At 63.6% G+C, this 15,441-nt stretch carries 12 protein-coding genes and 1 pseudogene; 10 read left to right on the forward strand and 3 right to left on the reverse strand.

Going from position 1 to position 15,441, the window contains the following annotated elements:
- Window positions 1-393: 393 nt before the first annotated feature.
- On the forward strand, window positions 394-1,608 hold the full coding sequence (locus GQA94_RS15615) for an MFS transporter (protein ID WP_158188884.1): 1,215 nt from the start codon (window positions 394-396) through the stop codon (window positions 1,606-1,608).
- A gap of 23 nt (window positions 1,609-1,631) precedes the next feature.
- Here GQA94_RS15615 and GQA94_RS15620 read toward each other — a convergent pair whose 3' ends face one another.
- Window positions 1,632-2,585 (reverse strand): LysR family transcriptional regulator, encoded by a 954-nt coding sequence (locus tag GQA94_RS15620; protein ID WP_158188885.1) that lies wholly within the window; start codon window positions 2,583-2,585, stop codon window positions 1,632-1,634.
- 178 nt (window positions 2,586-2,763) lie between these two features.
- Here GQA94_RS15620 and GQA94_RS15625 point away from each other — a divergent pair, with 178 nt between their 5' ends.
- The 8 genes from GQA94_RS15625 (at window position 2,764) to chrA (ending at window position 12,073) form a co-directional block, all read left to right on the forward strand.
- Complete coding sequence (locus GQA94_RS15625) at window positions 2,764-3,465, forward strand: pirin family protein (protein ID WP_158188886.1); 702 nt, start codon at window positions 2,764-2,766, stop codon at window positions 3,463-3,465.
- A 148-nt stretch (window positions 3,466-3,613) separates the two neighbouring features.
- A complete protein-coding gene (locus GQA94_RS15630; protein ID WP_158188887.1) occupies window positions 3,614-4,294 on the forward strand; it encodes a hydrolase in 681 nt (226 codons plus the stop codon).
- Between the two features lie 80 nt (window positions 4,295-4,374).
- Window positions 4,375-4,644 (forward strand): XapX domain-containing protein, encoded by a 270-nt coding sequence (locus tag GQA94_RS15635; RefSeq protein ID WP_158188888.1) that lies wholly within the window; start codon window positions 4,375-4,377, stop codon window positions 4,642-4,644.
- Window positions 4,645-4,718: 74 nt separating this feature from the next.
- A complete protein-coding gene (locus GQA94_RS15640) occupies window positions 4,719-6,719 on the forward strand; it encodes an amidohydrolase (RefSeq protein ID WP_158188889.1) in 2,001 nt (666 codons plus the stop codon).
- Window positions 6,720-6,900: 181 nt separating this feature from the next.
- A complete protein-coding gene (locus tag GQA94_RS15645; protein WP_158188890.1) occupies window positions 6,901-8,520 on the forward strand; it encodes an MFS transporter in 1,620 nt (539 codons plus the stop codon).
- A 273-nt stretch (window positions 8,521-8,793) separates the two neighbouring features.
- A complete protein-coding gene (locus GQA94_RS15650; protein WP_158188891.1) occupies window positions 8,794-9,582 on the forward strand; it encodes an alpha/beta fold hydrolase in 789 nt (262 codons plus the stop codon).
- Window positions 9,583-9,774: 192 nt separating this feature from the next.
- A complete protein-coding gene (locus GQA94_RS15655) occupies window positions 9,775-10,719 on the forward strand; it encodes a chromate resistance protein ChrB domain-containing protein (protein WP_272870211.1) in 945 nt (314 codons plus the stop codon).
- Entirely contained in the window at window positions 10,712-12,073 is a 1,362-nt protein-coding gene (chrA, locus tag GQA94_RS15660; RefSeq protein ID WP_158188892.1) for a chromate efflux transporter, read from the forward strand. Before GQA94_RS15655 ends, chrA begins: the two co-directional genes overlap by 8 nt.
- Before the next feature lie 73 nt (window positions 12,074-12,146).
- Here the strand turns inward: chrA and GQA94_RS15665 are convergent.
- Both GQA94_RS15665 and GQA94_RS15670 read right to left on the reverse strand, forming a co-directional pair.
- Window positions 12,147-13,245: pseudogene (locus tag GQA94_RS15665) on the reverse strand (NTP/NDP exchange transporter); the annotation flags it as partial.
- A 58-nt stretch (window positions 13,246-13,303) separates the two neighbouring features.
- Complete coding sequence (locus GQA94_RS15670; protein WP_158188893.1) at window positions 13,304-14,296, reverse strand: oxidoreductase; 993 nt, start codon at window positions 14,294-14,296, stop codon at window positions 13,304-13,306.
- 208 nt (window positions 14,297-14,504) lie between these two features.
- Here GQA94_RS15670 and GQA94_RS15675 point away from each other — a divergent pair, with 208 nt between their 5' ends.
- Window positions 14,505-15,425: a LysR family transcriptional regulator gene (locus GQA94_RS15675; protein WP_158188894.1), complete on the forward strand. Its 921-nt coding sequence runs from the start codon at window positions 14,505-14,507 to the stop codon at window positions 15,423-15,425.
- Window positions 15,426-15,441: the final 16 nt, after the last annotated feature.

The following is a 15,441-nucleotide window of genomic DNA, read 5'->3' on the forward strand; positions in this document are numbered from 1 at the left end:
GTTGGGGCCACCACCATGGTGAGCCGCAGTGAGGACATGATGCGTGCAGACCGCTTGTCGAAATAGTCGTCTAATTTAGATAGTTACGTTCTAAGAAATAGAACGCAACGCGCCATAGCAATGCCGACTGCCATCGGACGACAAGCGGCGACGAACGTGACCTCCGCCCTCGCGCTATTTGCAATGGCCCATACCCGATGACCGAGCCTGCGCAGCCATGGCGACTGTACGCGGCGCATGCCAGATCAAGCGAGACAAGCGATCGGTCGGTCACCTAGGATAGTCACGGCTTACACCCGGCAGCAAAGCCAGGCTCGTCCGTCGGCGGCGTTGCCCTATGGCCTGTGCCGCCGGCCAGCCCGTGCTCCTACTCCTCCTGTCTGGATGATCGTGATGTCCCGCAGTGTTGCTTCATCGGTCGCTGCCAGCTCGGTTGCCAGCCCGGCCAGCCCGTTAGTCATGCGCGTGATCGGCGCTTGCGCCCTGGCCCACCTGATCAACGACCTGATACAAGCCGTGCTCCCGGCAATCTACCCCATCCTCAAGGCCAACTATGGGCTGACCTTCACTCAGGTGGGCCTGATCACGCTGACATTCCAGCTCACAGCCTCTTTGCTGCAGCCGTGGGTCGGCTACCACACCGACCGCCACCCCAAGCCCTGGCTATTGCCGGCCGGGATGGTCTGTACGTTGATCGGCATCGTCATGCTGGCCCTGGTCGGCAGCTTCCCGGCAATTCTCGTCGCCTCGGCGCTGGTGGGGATCGGCTCCTCGACGTTCCATCCGGAAGCCTCGCGCGTGGCGCGCCTGGCTTCCGGCGGGCGCTACGGGCTCGCCCAATCGACCTTCCAGGTCGGCGGCAACGCTGGCAGCGCCTTTGGCCCGCTGCTCGCGGCGGCCATCGTCATTCCGTACGGGCAAGGCAGCGTGGCCTGGTTCGGCCTGTTCGCGGCATTCGCGATCCTGGTGCTTTACGGGCTGAGCCGCTGGTATCGCAGACACCTCGCTCTTTTCACCCTCAAGCCAGGCGGCAAAGCGACCCATGGTCTTTCCAGAGGCCGGGTAAACGGTGCCCTGGCAGTGCTGGCGCTACTGGTGTTCTCCAAGTATTTCTACATGGCGAGCTTCACCAGCTATTTCACGTTCTACCTGATCGAGAAATTCGATCTGTCCGTGGCCAGCTCCCAGCTGTACCTGTTCCTGTTTCTCGGCTCCGTCGCAGCCGGCACATTCTTCGGAGGCCCCATCGGCGACAGGATCGGACGCAAGAAGGTGATTTGGTTTTCCATCCTCGGCGTCGCCCCCTTCACCCTGGCGCTGCCCTACGTCGATCTTTTCTGGACGGGCGTGCTGAGCATGATCATCGGGTTCGTACTCGCCTCTGCATTCTCAGCCATCGTCGTCTTCGCCCAGGAACTTGTGCCTGGCAACGTCGGCATGATCGCGGGCGTCTTTTTTGGCCTGATGTTCGGTTTCGGTGGGATCGGCGCCGCACTGCTGGGCCGTCTGGCGGACATACAGGGCATCGTGTACGTCTACCAGCTGTGCGCCTACCTGCCGCTGCTCGGGATTCTGACGATCCTGCTGCCGTCCACCAAAAGGGTCTGATGCATGTCGACCCTTGCCGGACGTCAGGTCGACGAGGGCGTCGTTGCGCCGGGCCAGCTCCCTCCGGTCTGCGCCCAGGGCGCACGGGCAAAGCGTTCGGCCAGATAATCGATCAGTGCATGCACACGAGCCGGACGGTTACGACCTGGCGGGCTGACAATATGCAGCGCGATCGGCTCTACCTGCCAGTCGTCCATCGCGGTCTGCAGCGCACCCGATTGCAGGTCTTCCCAGGCCAGAAACTCCGGTTGCAATGCCAGCCCCATTCCCGCTCTCAGCGCCGGAGCCAGCGCCTCGGCATTGTTCGCCAGCAGTGACGCTGACATCGCTTGAGCGAACTCGCCGTGCCGTTTGTGGCGAAAGCGCCAGTTGGCTCCCCCGCGCGAGTAGCTGTACTGCAGGACCCGGTGGCCGGTCAGGTCACGTGGGTGGCCCGGGTGCCCATGGCGCTCGAAATATGCCGGTGCGCCAACCAGCAGGATGCGCACGGTACACAGCCGCCGCGCCAACAGACTGGAGTCGGCCAGGGTCGAGATCCGCAGCGCCAGGTCAAAGCCCTGAGCGACAAGATCGACCAGTTCGTCGCTGAAGTTGAGGTCCAGCACCACCTCGGGATGACGTGCCATGAACTCGGGAAGCACGGGCGCAAGATGCGATACGCCGAACGACATCGGCGCGGCTATCCGAATGGGGCCGCGCAGGCTGGTCGATTGCTCGGTAACCTCCGCCTCGACCGCTTCCCCTTCGGCCAGTATGCGCGCGGCGCGCTCAAGCGCGGCGTGGCCGCTTTCGGTCAGCGACATCCGCCGTGAGGTCCGGTGGAAGAGCATGGTTTTCATGCGCCCTTCCAGTCGCGTGATGGCCTTGGAAATGGTGGCTTGCGACAGGCCCAGCTCGGCTGCGGTGCGGGCGAAGGATCCCGTTTCCGCGACCTTGGCGAAAATCGCCCACGCTTCGAGATCCGGCAGTTTTTTCATGACATTCCTAGAAATAATCCGATCACATTGATTCCGTACTATTGTTCTTCGATACGCTGAGCTTGACCCAGATCAGTATAAGTAATGGAAAGGATGCTATTCCATCCATTCCATTCTAAAGATCAATTGCGCTGCCTATAGTGACTCCATCGAAAACGAATCGACCTGGAGAAACAGCATGATCGAACGTCGCCCCTTCAACAGCCTCGGTGGAGCCCATCACGGCTGGCTCGATGCCAAGCATCATTTCTCGTTCGCCGACTACCATGATCCGGAGCGCATGCACTGGGGTGCGCTGCGGGTTTGGAACGACGACACCATCGCGCCGCACACGGGCTTTCCACCGCATCCCCACGCGGACATGGAGATCATCACCTACGTACGAGAAGGCGCAATCACCCATGAGGACAATCTCGGCAACAAAGGGCGCACCGTAGCGGGTGACGTTCAGGTCATGAGCGCGGGCACTGGTATTCGCCATTCCGAGTACAACCTCGAGTCGGATATCACCCGCATCTTCCAGATCTGGATCTTCCCGGACCGCCGTGGCGAGCTGCCTTCCTGGGGCTCCAAGCCGTTCCCTAAAGACGACCGCTCCGGCAGATTCGTGGCGCTCGCCAGCGGTATCGAGGGCGACGAGGATGCGCTTCCGCTCCGCACCGACGCACGGGTGTTGGGCGCTACGTTGAAGGCCGGCGAGACGGTTGAATACACCTTCGATGCCAGCCGCTACGCCTATCTGGTACCGGCCAAGGGCCGAGTGGAAGTCAATGGCATCGTCTTGGAAGCACGCGATGGCGCGGCGATCCGCGACGAAGCGAGCGTCCGTATCACCGCCCTGGAAGATGCCGAACTGGTGCTGGTGGATGCTGCCGGCTGAGTTCAGTAGCGATACCCCGGTGCAGGCTTCGCGGGTCTGCACCGGGTTCGTTCCGGTGGTGCTGGTCGCCGCTGAAACGGGCCAAATGCTGCGCAGGTAGCAACCCGCGTCACTGTCCGAAGCTTTTCAACCCGAAGGAGCGCCACCCATGTCCAAGTACCTCGAAGTCCTGACCCCGCAGAACAGCCAGATGATATTCATCGATCAGCAGCCGCAGATGGCATTTGGCGTGCAGTCGATCGACCGCCAGGTCCTCAAGAACAACGTGGTTGGGCTGGCCAAGGCCGCCAAGGCGTTCAAAATCCCAACGACCATCACCACCGTCGAAACCGATGGCTTCTCCGGCAACACCTATCCCGAGCTGTTGGCCGTGTTCCCCGAGAACCGAATCCTTGAACGCACTTCCATGAACTCCTGGGATGACCAGAACGTGCGCGACGCGCTGGCTGCCAATGGCCGCAAGAAGGTCGTCGTGGCCGGCCTGTGGACAGAGGTCTGCAACACCACCTTCGCGCTGTGCGCCGCGCTGGAAGGCGACTACGAAATCTACATGGTGGCCGACGCGTCCGGAGGCACCTCGGTCGAGGCGCACAAATACGCCATGGACCGCATGGTTCAGGCCGGTATCGTGCCGATGACCTGGCAACAGGTGCTGTTGGAATGGCAACGCGACTGGGCGCACAAGGACACCTACGACGAGGTGATGGCCATCGTCAAGGAACACTCCGGCGCCTACGGCATGGGCGTGGATTATGCGTACACCATGGTGCACAAGGCGCCGGAGCGCGTGCAGCACGGCGAGCGCATCGGCCCTAATCCAGCCAAGTAAATCCCAGTCGCACGAGCATCGCCCGGTTCCGGGCGCTTGCTCCGCTCGGCACGCCTGTGGCTGTGAAGCGAGGTGAAGCGATGAAGATTTATGTTCTTTCCCTGGGCGCTGGTTTGCTGGTCGGCGTCGTCTACAGTCTGCTCAATGTGCGTTCCCCCGCCCCGCCGCTGGTGGCGCTGGTTGGGCTGCTCGGCATCCTGGTCGGCGAGCAGATCATCCCGATCGGCAAGCAGTTGCTCGCGGGCACGGCATTCAATGCCGCCTGCGACAAGACCCATACCGCCAGTCACCTGTTCGGTCAGTTGCCGGGCCGGCACGCCAATAAGCCAAAGGAAACCGATCGAACCTGAACAATCAGGCTGGCGCTCGCCTCTGCCTGACTGGGCGGCGGGCATGTCGGCCATGGCCATGAAGGCAGCACGCCATGACATCTCGTCGCACATTCCTCGGCGCCGCGTCGACACTCGCACTGAGTGGAGCATTGGGCCGCAACGCCGTCGCTGAAATCCTCAGAACAGGAGAATCCCCCGTGACTGATTCCGCCCCCGAGATCATTTTCCGTAATGGCCAGATCACCACGCTCGACCGTGCCAACCCCGTGGCGAGTGCCGTGGCCATCAAGGATGGCCGGTTCCTGGCCGTAGGCTCGGACCAGGAAATCATGCCGCTGGCGGGTTCCGCCACCCGTGTCATCGACCTCAAGCGCCGTAGCGTTCTGCCCGGTCTGTTCGACAACCATACCCACGTGATTCGCGGCGGACTCAACTACAACCTTGAGTTGCGCTGGGACGGCGTGCGTTCGCTGGCCGATGCCATGGATATGCTCAGACGCCAGGTCGCCGTTACGCCAGCGCCGCAGTGGGTACGCGTGGTCGGCGGCTTCACGGAACACCAGTTCGTCGAAAGACGCCTGCCAACCATCGATGAGATCAACGCCGCAGCGCCCGACACGCCAGTATTCCTGCTGCACCTGTACGACCGTGCGCTGCTCAACGGCGCGGCCTTGCGCGCCGTCGGCTATACCCGCGACACCCCCGAGCCACCGGGCGGCCAGATTACCCGCGACGCCAACGGCAACCCCACCGGCCTGCTACTGGCCAAGCCCAACGCGATGATTCTTTACGCGACGCTGGCCAAGGGGCCCAAGCTGCCCTTCGACTATCAGGTCAACTCCACTCGCCATTTCATGCGCGAACTCAACCGCCTCGGCGTGACCGGCGTGATCGATGCCGGCGGCGGCTTCCAGAACTACCCGGACGACTACGCGGTTATCCAGAAACTGGCCGACGAAGGCCAGATGACCGTCCGCCTCGCCTACAACCTGTTCACCCAGAAGCCCAAGGAGGAAAAAGAGGACTTCCTCAACTGGACCTCCAGCGTGAAATACAAACAGGGCAACGATTACTTCCGCCACAACGGTGCGGGCGAAATGCTGGTGTTTTCAGCTGCGGACTTCGAGGATTTCCGCCAGCCCCGCCCGGACATGCCGCCTGAAATGGAGGGTGAACTCGAAGAAGTGGTGCGTATCCTCGCGCAGAACCGGTGGCCCTGGCGGTTGCACGCCACCTACGACGAAACCATCACGCGGGCGCTGGATGTGTTCGAGAAGGTCAATCAGGACATCCCTCTCAGCGGAATCAACTGGTTCTTCGACCACGCCGAAACCATTTCGGAGAAGTCCATCGACCGTATCGCGGCGCTGGGCGGTGGTATCGCCGTGCAACACCGCATGGCCTACCAGGGCGAGTATTTCGTCGAGCAATACGGCGCGCGCGCAGCCGAAGCCACCCCTCCCGTGGCACGCATGCTGGAAAAAGGCGTGAAGGTTTCGGCCGGTACCGATGCCACCCGTGTCGCCTCCTACAACCCGTGGGTCTCGCTGTCATGGATGGTCACCGGCAAGACCGTCGGCGGCCTGAGTATGTATCCGCAACGCAATCTGCTCGACCGTGAGACCGCTTTGCGCATGTGGACCGAGAACGTTGCCTGGTTCTCCAACGAAGAAGGCAAGCGAGGGCGCATTCAGTCCGGTCAGTTCGCTGACCTGATCGTACCGAGCAAGGACTATTTCGCCGTAGCCGAAGACGAAATTTCTTTCCTCACCTCGGACCTGACCGTGGTCGGAGGCCGCGTGGTCTATGGCGCGGGCGACTTCGCACCGCTGGACGACAACCCTCTGCCGCCCGCCATGCCCGACTGGTCGCCGACGCGCACCTTCAAGGGCTATGGCGCCTGGGGCGAGCCTGAGGGTGCCGGCAGAAACTCGCTGTCACCGATGCATGCCCAGGCCGCGGCGTCCTGTGGCTGCGCCAGCGCTTGCGGGCTGCATGGTCATGCCCACGCACGTGCCTGGGCATCCAACGCCCCGGTGTCGGACAGCCGGAGTTTCTTCGGCGCACTCGGCTGCTCCTGCTGGGCGGTGTAGCGCGCCAGTGCAGCCTTGGCGCGAGCGACAGGTCGTCTCGTCGCCGAGGCTGCTGTCCGAATGAAGCGTCGGCTGCGTTGCCGCAAATGATGAACTGAGCACGGCACGATGCCCGTCGATACCCTGCCTTGGGCCGATGTCTGCGGCTCAACGGGTTGAACTGAAATAATCGAGAGGCGTCATGAATAAAGCATCGCCGCAATCGGCCCCCACATCCACCGGTGGTTTCGCGCCTTTGCGGCAGACGCTTTTCACCGTCCTTTGGGTAGCCACCATCATCGGCAATACCGGCAGTTTCATCCGCGACGTTGCCAGTGCATGGATCATGACCGACCTGTCACCCTCACCCGCCGCTGTCGCGCTGGTGCAGGCCGCAGCAACGTTGCCGATTTTCCTGCTGGCGATTCCCGCGGGCGTGCTCTCCGATATCCTCGACCGCCGCAAATTCCTGATCGCGATCCAGTTCCTGCTGGCCAGCGTCAGCATTTGCCTGATGTTGCTGTCATTCGCCGGGTTGCAGTCGGTCACCTCGCTGGTGGCGCTGACGTTCCTTGGCGGCATCGGCGCGGCCTTGATGGGGCCAACCTGGCAAGCCATCGTTCCCGAACTGGTGGACAAGCATGACCTCAAGAGCGCTGTAGCGCTCAACTCCCTGGGCATCAATATCGCCCGCGCCATCGGTCCCGCAATGGGCGGACTGATTCTGGCCAGCCTGGGGGCGGCCTTCACCTATGGCGTCGATGTCATCAGTTATGTCTTCGTTATTTCCGCCTTGCTCTGGTGGCGGCGACCAATAGCCGCACAGGATGCGCTGTCCGAGCGTTTCGCCGGGGCTTTCCGCGCCGGCTTGCGGTATGCCCGCGCCAGTCGCGAGCTGCACCTCGTGCTGCTGCGCGCCTTTATTTTCTTCGCCCTCGCCAGTTCGGTCTGGGCGCTGTTGCCGCTGGTTGCCCGCAGCCTGCTGGGCGGCGGTGCGGGCTTCTACGGCATCCTGCTCGGCGCCGTCGGTCTGGGTGCGATTGCCGGGGCCATCATCATGCCGAAACTGCGCGCCCACCTCAGCGCCGACGGCCTGCTGCTGTTGGCCGCGCTGGTGACGGCAGCGGTCATGGCCTTCCTCTCCTTCGCACCGCCGCAATGGGCAGCGGTGGCGGGACTTCTACTGCTGGGCGCGGCATGGATCACCGCGCTGACCACGCTCAACGGCGTGGCCCAGGCGATCCTGCCCAACTGGGTGCGTGGTCGCTCCCTGGCCGTTTACCTTACGGTCTTCAACGGTGCCATGACCGCCGGGAGTCTGAGCTGGGGTGCATTGGCCCAAGTAATCGGCGTGCCATTCACGCTCTTGACCGGTGCCATCGGGCTGGTCATCGCCGGGCTGATGGCCCATCGCATCAAGCTGCCCACGGGTGACGCCGACCTCGCCCCCTCCAATCATTGGCCCGAGCCATTGACCGCAGCGCCCGTCGAGCATGATCGAGGGCCCGTACTGATCCAGATCGAATACCGTGTCGCCGCCGAAGACCGCGCCGATTTCCTCAAGGCCCTGGCCCGGCTGTCAGCCGAGCGCCGTCGCGATGGTGCCTACAGTTGGGGCATCACCGAAGATGCCGCCGATCCAGAGCTGATGCTCGAATGGTTTCTGGTTGAGTCATGGGCTGAACATTTGCGACAGCATCATCGGGTATCCAAGGCCGACGCCGATCTCCAGGCCGATGTGCTGCGTTTTCATCGTGGTGAACAGCGACCCGACGTGCGGCATTTTCTTGCGTTCAATCATCCACGCGAAGGACGGGCATAGACGAGGCAGGTCATGCCCGAGCGAACCGGAGCGATGGAGTGCCGCCTCGTCGACCGCTCGCCCTGGCCAGGGTTGTCCAAACCACTCAGCCCGATTGGCGGGTTTCGCCATTGTCATGGCGGCGCCGTGCAGGCAAAACGGTATCCCCCGCGCACCCTTCTCGCCGTCGCCACTACGTCGACCCTGGGCGGGCGCGGCGACGGGCCGCCTGCGATGATCGCCACGTTCGGGACGTTGCTGCGTCGCCCTGATCGACCTATCAGGAACCCAGCGATGAATGTATCGATCGAAGACCGCGTCCTGCCCACCGAACACGGCGACGTTTTCACCCGTCGATGGCGCACCGGAAACCGCCACAAGACACCCATCGTCCTGTTGCATGATTCACTCGGGTGCGTCGAGTTATGGCGAGACTTTCCGGAACGCCTCGCGGCAACCACGTCACGCGATGTCATCGCCTACGACCGCCTGGGGTTCGGTCGCTCCGCGGCGCATCCGGGTGGTTGGACGAATCAGTTCGTTCGCGACGAGGCCGATCGATTCTTTCCGCCGGTATGGCAGGCCCTGGATTTCGAACATTTCATTGCCTTCGGCCATAGCGCTGGCGGCATCATGGCGACCCGTCTGGCATCCTGCTACCCGCGCCACTGCCGTGCGCTGATCACCGAATCGGCCCAGGCGTTCGTAGAGGACCGCACGCTGCAAGGTATTCGTGAAGCCAGGACGACATTCACCCAGCCTGAGCAACTGGCGCGACTGCGTAAATATCACGGCGACAAGGTCCGATGGATACTCCGGGCCTGGTTCGACACCTGGTTGTCCGACAGCTACGCCGCCTGGACCCTGGCAGACAGCGCGCCCGGCTTCTCCTGCCCCCTGCTGACGATCCACGGCCTGCAAGACGAATACGGCTCAGTGGCGCACCCTCGGTGCATCGCCGCACTCGCCAGCGGCCCGACGCGAGAACTGCTGCTCGATCACTGTTGGCACGTCCCGCATCGGGAACATCCCGAGGCCGTCCTCGTGGCGGTCGAACGGTTCCTCGACGCGATGGATGTGTGACGGCCTCGAAGCGGTGCACCGTCGGTCGGGTGATTGGCTGGAAGGCATGTCCGCACCCGACGTAGTGCGCGAACCGGCCGGCCCTCAACCAGCGATGGACGCCGCCCGTAAGGCCACGGTGTTCGCGCCGCTTCTCTCTTTCTCCAAACACGCCTAATGTAGAGTACGAACGTATTTCGTGGGACATCTACAGTGGAACGATGGCTTTGTCTTGTCATGGCCCTGCCAACCGCCAATGCCGCCGAACGCATGCGCGCCTGGCGTGCCCTGAAGGCCGCCGGTGCGGCCGTACTGCGTGATGGCGTCTACCTGATTCCAGACCAACCAGCCTGTCGCCAGGTCCTGTCGGGGATCGAACGCGCCATCCTCGAGAGCGACGGCTACGCATGCGTCCTGCCGGTTTGTGATCCACAGGGCGAACGCTTCATCGCGTTGTTCCAGAGAAACGACGAATACGCCAGGCTCGGCGGTGAGATTGCCGAGCAGCTCGCCAGGCTGACGCCAGAGAACGCGCTGACGGCTACGCGTCAGGCACGCAAGCTGCGCAAAGCCTTCAGTCAGATCCAGGAAACCGATTTTTTTCCCGGCCAGGCTCAAGAGCAGGCTGAGCTGCAACTGCGTGGCCTGGAGGTTCAGATCAGTCGAACGCTGTCCAGGGACGAACCCAGCGGCCAGGCGCACGCCATCGAGCGTCTGTCCTTGAACGCGTTTCGCGGCCGGGTCTGGGCCACACGCCAACGACCCTGGGTCGACCGCCTGGCCAGTGCCTGGTTGATCAGCCGCTTCATCGACACGGACGCCCGTTTTCGCTGGCTGCAGTCGCCGGACGAGTGCCCTGCCGACGCACTGGGTTTCGACTTCGATGGGGCCCGATTCAGCCATACGGGGGATCGCGTCACCTTCGAGACATTGCAGGCCAGTTTCGATCTACAGGCAGCAGGCCTGGGACGCATGGCGGCGCTGGTGCATTACCTGGACGTCGGCGGCGCGCAGCCGGCCGAGGCTGCCGGGGTGGAGCGTGTCCTGGCCGGCCTGCGCGCGAGCATCGAAGACGACGACCAGCTTCTGGCTGCGGCCGGCGCCCTCTTCGACGGGTTGCTGGCTGCCTTTGCACAGGACGAACAAGGCAATGAATGAGTCGACCGTGAAAGCCGATGACCCGACCCAACCGCACATCACCTTCATCCGCTTTCGGAATGCCTTGCTGTTCTGGCTCAAGTTGGGGTTCATCAGCTTCGGAGGCCCTGCCGGGCAGATCGCGATCATGCATCAGGAGCTGGTTGAGCGTCGCCGCTGGATTTCCGAACGGCGGTTTCTGCATGCCCTCAATTACTGCATGTTACTCCCCGGGCCGGAAGCACAGCAGTTGGCTACCTACATCGGCTGGCTGCTGCATCGTAGTTGGGGCGGGTTGATCGCCGGCGCGTTGTTCGTGCTGCCCTCGCTGTTCATTCTGATCGTGCTCTCGTGGGTCTATATCGCCTTCGGCGACGTGCCGCTGGTGGCTGGCATTTTCTACGGCATCAAGCCGGCCGTGACCGCTATCGTTCTGCAGGCGGCCCATCGCATCGGCGCGCGAGCACTGCGCAACCATTGGCTGAGAGCCATCGCCGCGGCCTCTTTCGTTGCGATCTTCGCGGTCAACGTACCTTTTCCGCTGATTGTGCTGGGCGCTGCGCTGATCGGCTACCTGAGTGGCCGCTACGCGCCGGAGGCGTTCCGCCTGGGCGGCGGTCATGCCGCGGCGGACAAGTCCTACGGTCCGGCACTGATCGACGACCATACACCGCCGCCGCCCCATGCGCGCTTTCGCTGGCCGCGCCTGATCGCGCTGCTGCTGGCTGGCGCCGTGCTCTGGGTCTTGCCAATGGCCGTGCTGACCGCCCTGTATGGATGGGACGGTACCCTGACGCAGATGGGCTGGTTCTTCACCAAAGCCGCCCTGCTCACCTTTGGCGGTGCCTATGCGGTCTTGCCCTATGTGTACCAGGGCGCGGTTGGCCATTACGGCTGGCTGACCCCAACCCAGATGATTGACGGGCTGGCCCTGGGCGAAACCACCCCCGGGCCGTTGATCATGGTGGTGGCCTTCGTCGGCTTCGTCGGGGCCTACGTGCAGCAGGTGTTCGGCCCGGATCAGGCCCCGCTCGCCGGCACGCTGGCGGCCTGCCTGGTCACCTGGTTCACCTTCCTGCCGTCTTTCCTGTTCATACTGGCCGGGGGCCCCTTGGTGGAGTCTACGCACAATCAGCTGAAATACACCGCACCGCTGACGGCGATCACCGCCGCGGTAGTCGGCGTCATCCTCAACCTCGCCCTGTTCTTCGGCTACCACGTGCTCTGGCCGCAAGGTTTTTCAGGCCACTTCGACTGGGTGTCGGCCTTGATTGCCGTTGGCGCCGCGGTGGCGCTGTTTCACTTCAGGCGGGGCGTGATTCCGGTACTGCTGGGCTGTGCGCTGGTCGGGCTTGTCGTCCACCTGCTGCGTTGAGCGAAGCGCTGTCGGGGGTCGGCATCGCACCCAGGGGTTCGGGTAATCCCGACGCGGTGGACGAGTTCGCCTCCCGATCAGCCCGCTTGCCGAGCTGCCAGCCCAACAGCCCCCACAACAAGGCACAGAGGGCGCCGACCAGGGCCGCCAGCCCCGCGCCCTGGCCGAGCATGTCCAGGAGGCTCTTGGCCCAGCCACTGACGGCATCGCCCGCGCGATAGATGACCGTGTCGATGACGTTCTTCGCCTTGTATTTGCTCTCGGCGTCGAGCGGCGCGAAGAGCATCTCCCGCCCCGGTCGAACGAAGGCGTATTCACCGATACGCCGCACGATCATCAAGGCAGCGAGCAGGCCGAAGCTGGGTGCGAGCGCGAGCGCGACGAATCCCGCGCACATCAGCAGGGGAACCAGCGCCAGCAGCGCACCCACCCCGAGCCGCTTGGCCACGCGTCCGGCGATAAACAACTGGGACAGCAAGGCACCCGCCTGGACCACCAGGTCGATGACACCGAAGATGCGAATCTGCGTCTCTCGATCCGGGAAATGCTCGGCCACCAGACGCGCCTGTTCGAAATAGAGAAAGGTCGTGACGGTGGCCAGCAACACCACGAAGCCTGCGATGCCGAGCAGGTAGGGGGACCTCACGACCGCTGTCATTCCGCTGAAAGGGTTTCCGCGCAAGGGATGGCGCGGGCTTGGCGTCGATGCCGCCGCGTGGCGTCCGGCCCCGCCCTCCTGCCTCCAGCGCATCAGCACGCCCTTGAGCGCCATGGCAATGCCGAGCAGAACGGCCGCCAACCGATATCCACACGTAGAACACGCGAGCGATCCACTGGCTGTCGGCCTGGACCTGTGACAGCACAGCGAAAACCAGCAGATTCGCACCGAAGCAACCGTACACCCAGTCGATGAAATACAGGCGCGGCACACGGGCACTGAGCCAGGCGAACAGCGGCACGGCAGCCAGCATGACGAAGAAGGTCGCGGTGAACAGCCATTGCAGATTCTCGACGCCAGCTGCGATACCCATCGACTCACGAATCGGGCGCAACATGAAGTAACCCGCGAACAGACAGACGAACAGCAGGAAACCTTGCAACGCAGGGCGCAGCTCGTGGTCCTCGGCGTTGAGCATGCTGCTCAGGCGGTGCATCAGAGAGGAAGCGTTCATGGGCACTCCGGAAAGATCGGTGGACGTGGGCGCGGGGTCTTCTCGCACCCGCGGGCACTCAGGGGTAGGTCACACCGGTCAGGCGCTCCGATACCTGCCACAGCTCGGCGGCCAGGGAGCGGTCGGCCGCGGCATCGGGCAGTCGGGCGAACCCCAGCGGTCCGCGTTTCTCGTCCTCGCCGGTAGGCCCGTAATAGCCGCCACCGAGCGCGTCCGGCGCCGTTGCGGCGTACAAGGTCGACAAGGCGCCTTGGGCCGCGGAGTGGTACTCGTCGCGGTCCTGCGCCCATTGCTTGCCGAATTCGCTGTTCAACCCAGGCCCTCGCGCGATCAGCTCAGTGACAGCGACTCCCGGATGCACGGCGATGCTGCGGATGCCCAAACCGGCCGCATCGCTGCGCCGCTGCAGCTCCAGAGCCCAGGCGAGTACGGCCAGCTTGGACTGCGCATAACTCGCGTAGGGGTTGTAGTCGCGTTCGGCCTGCAAGTCCGCGAAGTTCAGGCGGCCCCTGGCAACCGCGATGCTCGACAGGCTGACTACGCGCGGGTCGTCGCTCTCACGCAGCATGGGTAACAACAAGCCAGTCAGGGCGTAATGCCCCAGATAGTTGGTCGCCAGCTGTAGCTCATGACCGTCCGCGGACGTACCGCGCGTGGGCGGCGCCATGATGGCGGCGTTGTTGATCAACACGTCGATTCGCGGCAGCCGCGCCTGCAAGCGGTTGGCCAGGCTACGGACGGACGCCAGGTCAGCCAGGTCCAGGGTTTCGAATTGCACGCGGGCATCGGGTACCGCTTGCTGAATACGCTCGATTGCCTGCTGGCCTCGCTCGGGATTGCGTGCGGCGATAATCACCTGGGCGCCTGCGCGGGTCAGCGCCAGGGCATCTTCGTAGCCCATGCCGCTGGTCCCGCCGGTGATCAGGACGATGCGGCCCTGCTGGCTGGGCATATCACTGGTCGACCAGTCGGGTTTTGGCGCGGTCCTGGCCGAGACTTCCGCGACAAGGGCGCCCGCCAGCGCGACACCGGCAAGCAGCGCGCGAGCCATCCGCAACACAGGGTACGGCCTGCTCGGCGTGCCCGTCTTAGGGGGAGTGGGTAGGTTCCACATGGCTGAAATCCTCTTTTCGTCTCATGGAGTCCGGTACACCCGGACGAGAGAGGATTATTGGTGTACGACTGGACTATGATAATCCGGTCTTTTCTGGATGCCCTGTACGCGCCGGCGTACAGTTCAACCAGATCCAGGAGCTGCCATGCGCCAACCCAACCTGACCGATGTCGCGCTGTTCGCCGCCGTGGTGGACGCTGGCGGCTTTCGCGCCGCGGCAAACAAGCGCGGCCTTTCGGCCTCCTCGCTGAGCGATTGCATGCGCCGCCTGGAAAGCGACGTGGGCCTGCGCCTGCTGAACCGCACCACCCGTAGCGTCACCCCGACCGCCGCCGGCGAGCGGTTGCTCGAACGCCTGCGCCCGGCGCTGCGGCAGATCGACGACGCGTTCAACGACCTGGACGACGAGGCACATCGCCCCGTCGGGACGCTGAAATTGAACGTGCCGGTGCCGGTGGCGCGCTTCCTGCTACCGGACCTGCTGGCACGTTTCCTCAGGCTCTACCCCGGCGTCAGCGTCGAGGTGATGATGGACAATACGTTCATCGACGTGACCGCCGGCGGGTTTGACGCCGGGGTGCGCTACGAGGAAAGCCTGGCCAGGGACACCATCGCCGTGCCTATCGGTCCACGCCGCCAACGCTTCGTCGCCGCCGCGGCCCCCGCCTACCTGGCGGCGCGCGGCACGCCTCGTCATCCCGAAGAACTGAGCGGCCACGAACTGCTGGGCCATCGCTTCGAAAGCGGGAAAGTAGGTGTGTTCGAGTTCGAAAAAAACGGCCGAATCCTGCGTATTCCACCACGCGGGCAATTGCTGACCTCATCGCATGACCTGAAAACCCGCTCGGCCATAAACGGACTCGGCATCATCTACACCTTCGAGGATTTCCTGCGCGAACCGCTCGCCGATGGGCGCCTGGTGCCCATACTCGAGGATTGGTGGCAACACTTCGACGGCCCCTATCTCTACTATCACGGGCGTCACCATATGCCCTTGCCGCTGCGTGCCTTCGTCGACTTCATCAAGACGCAGGCGCCGCAAAGCGCAGCAAACGACCATGCGTAACGCCCCTGGGCGCCTC

It is taken from the genome of Stutzerimonas stutzeri (assembly GCF_009789555.1).
In the GTDB taxonomy this organism is placed as follows: Bacteria; Pseudomonadota; Gammaproteobacteria; order Pseudomonadales; family Pseudomonadaceae; genus Stutzerimonas; species Stutzerimonas stutzeri_R.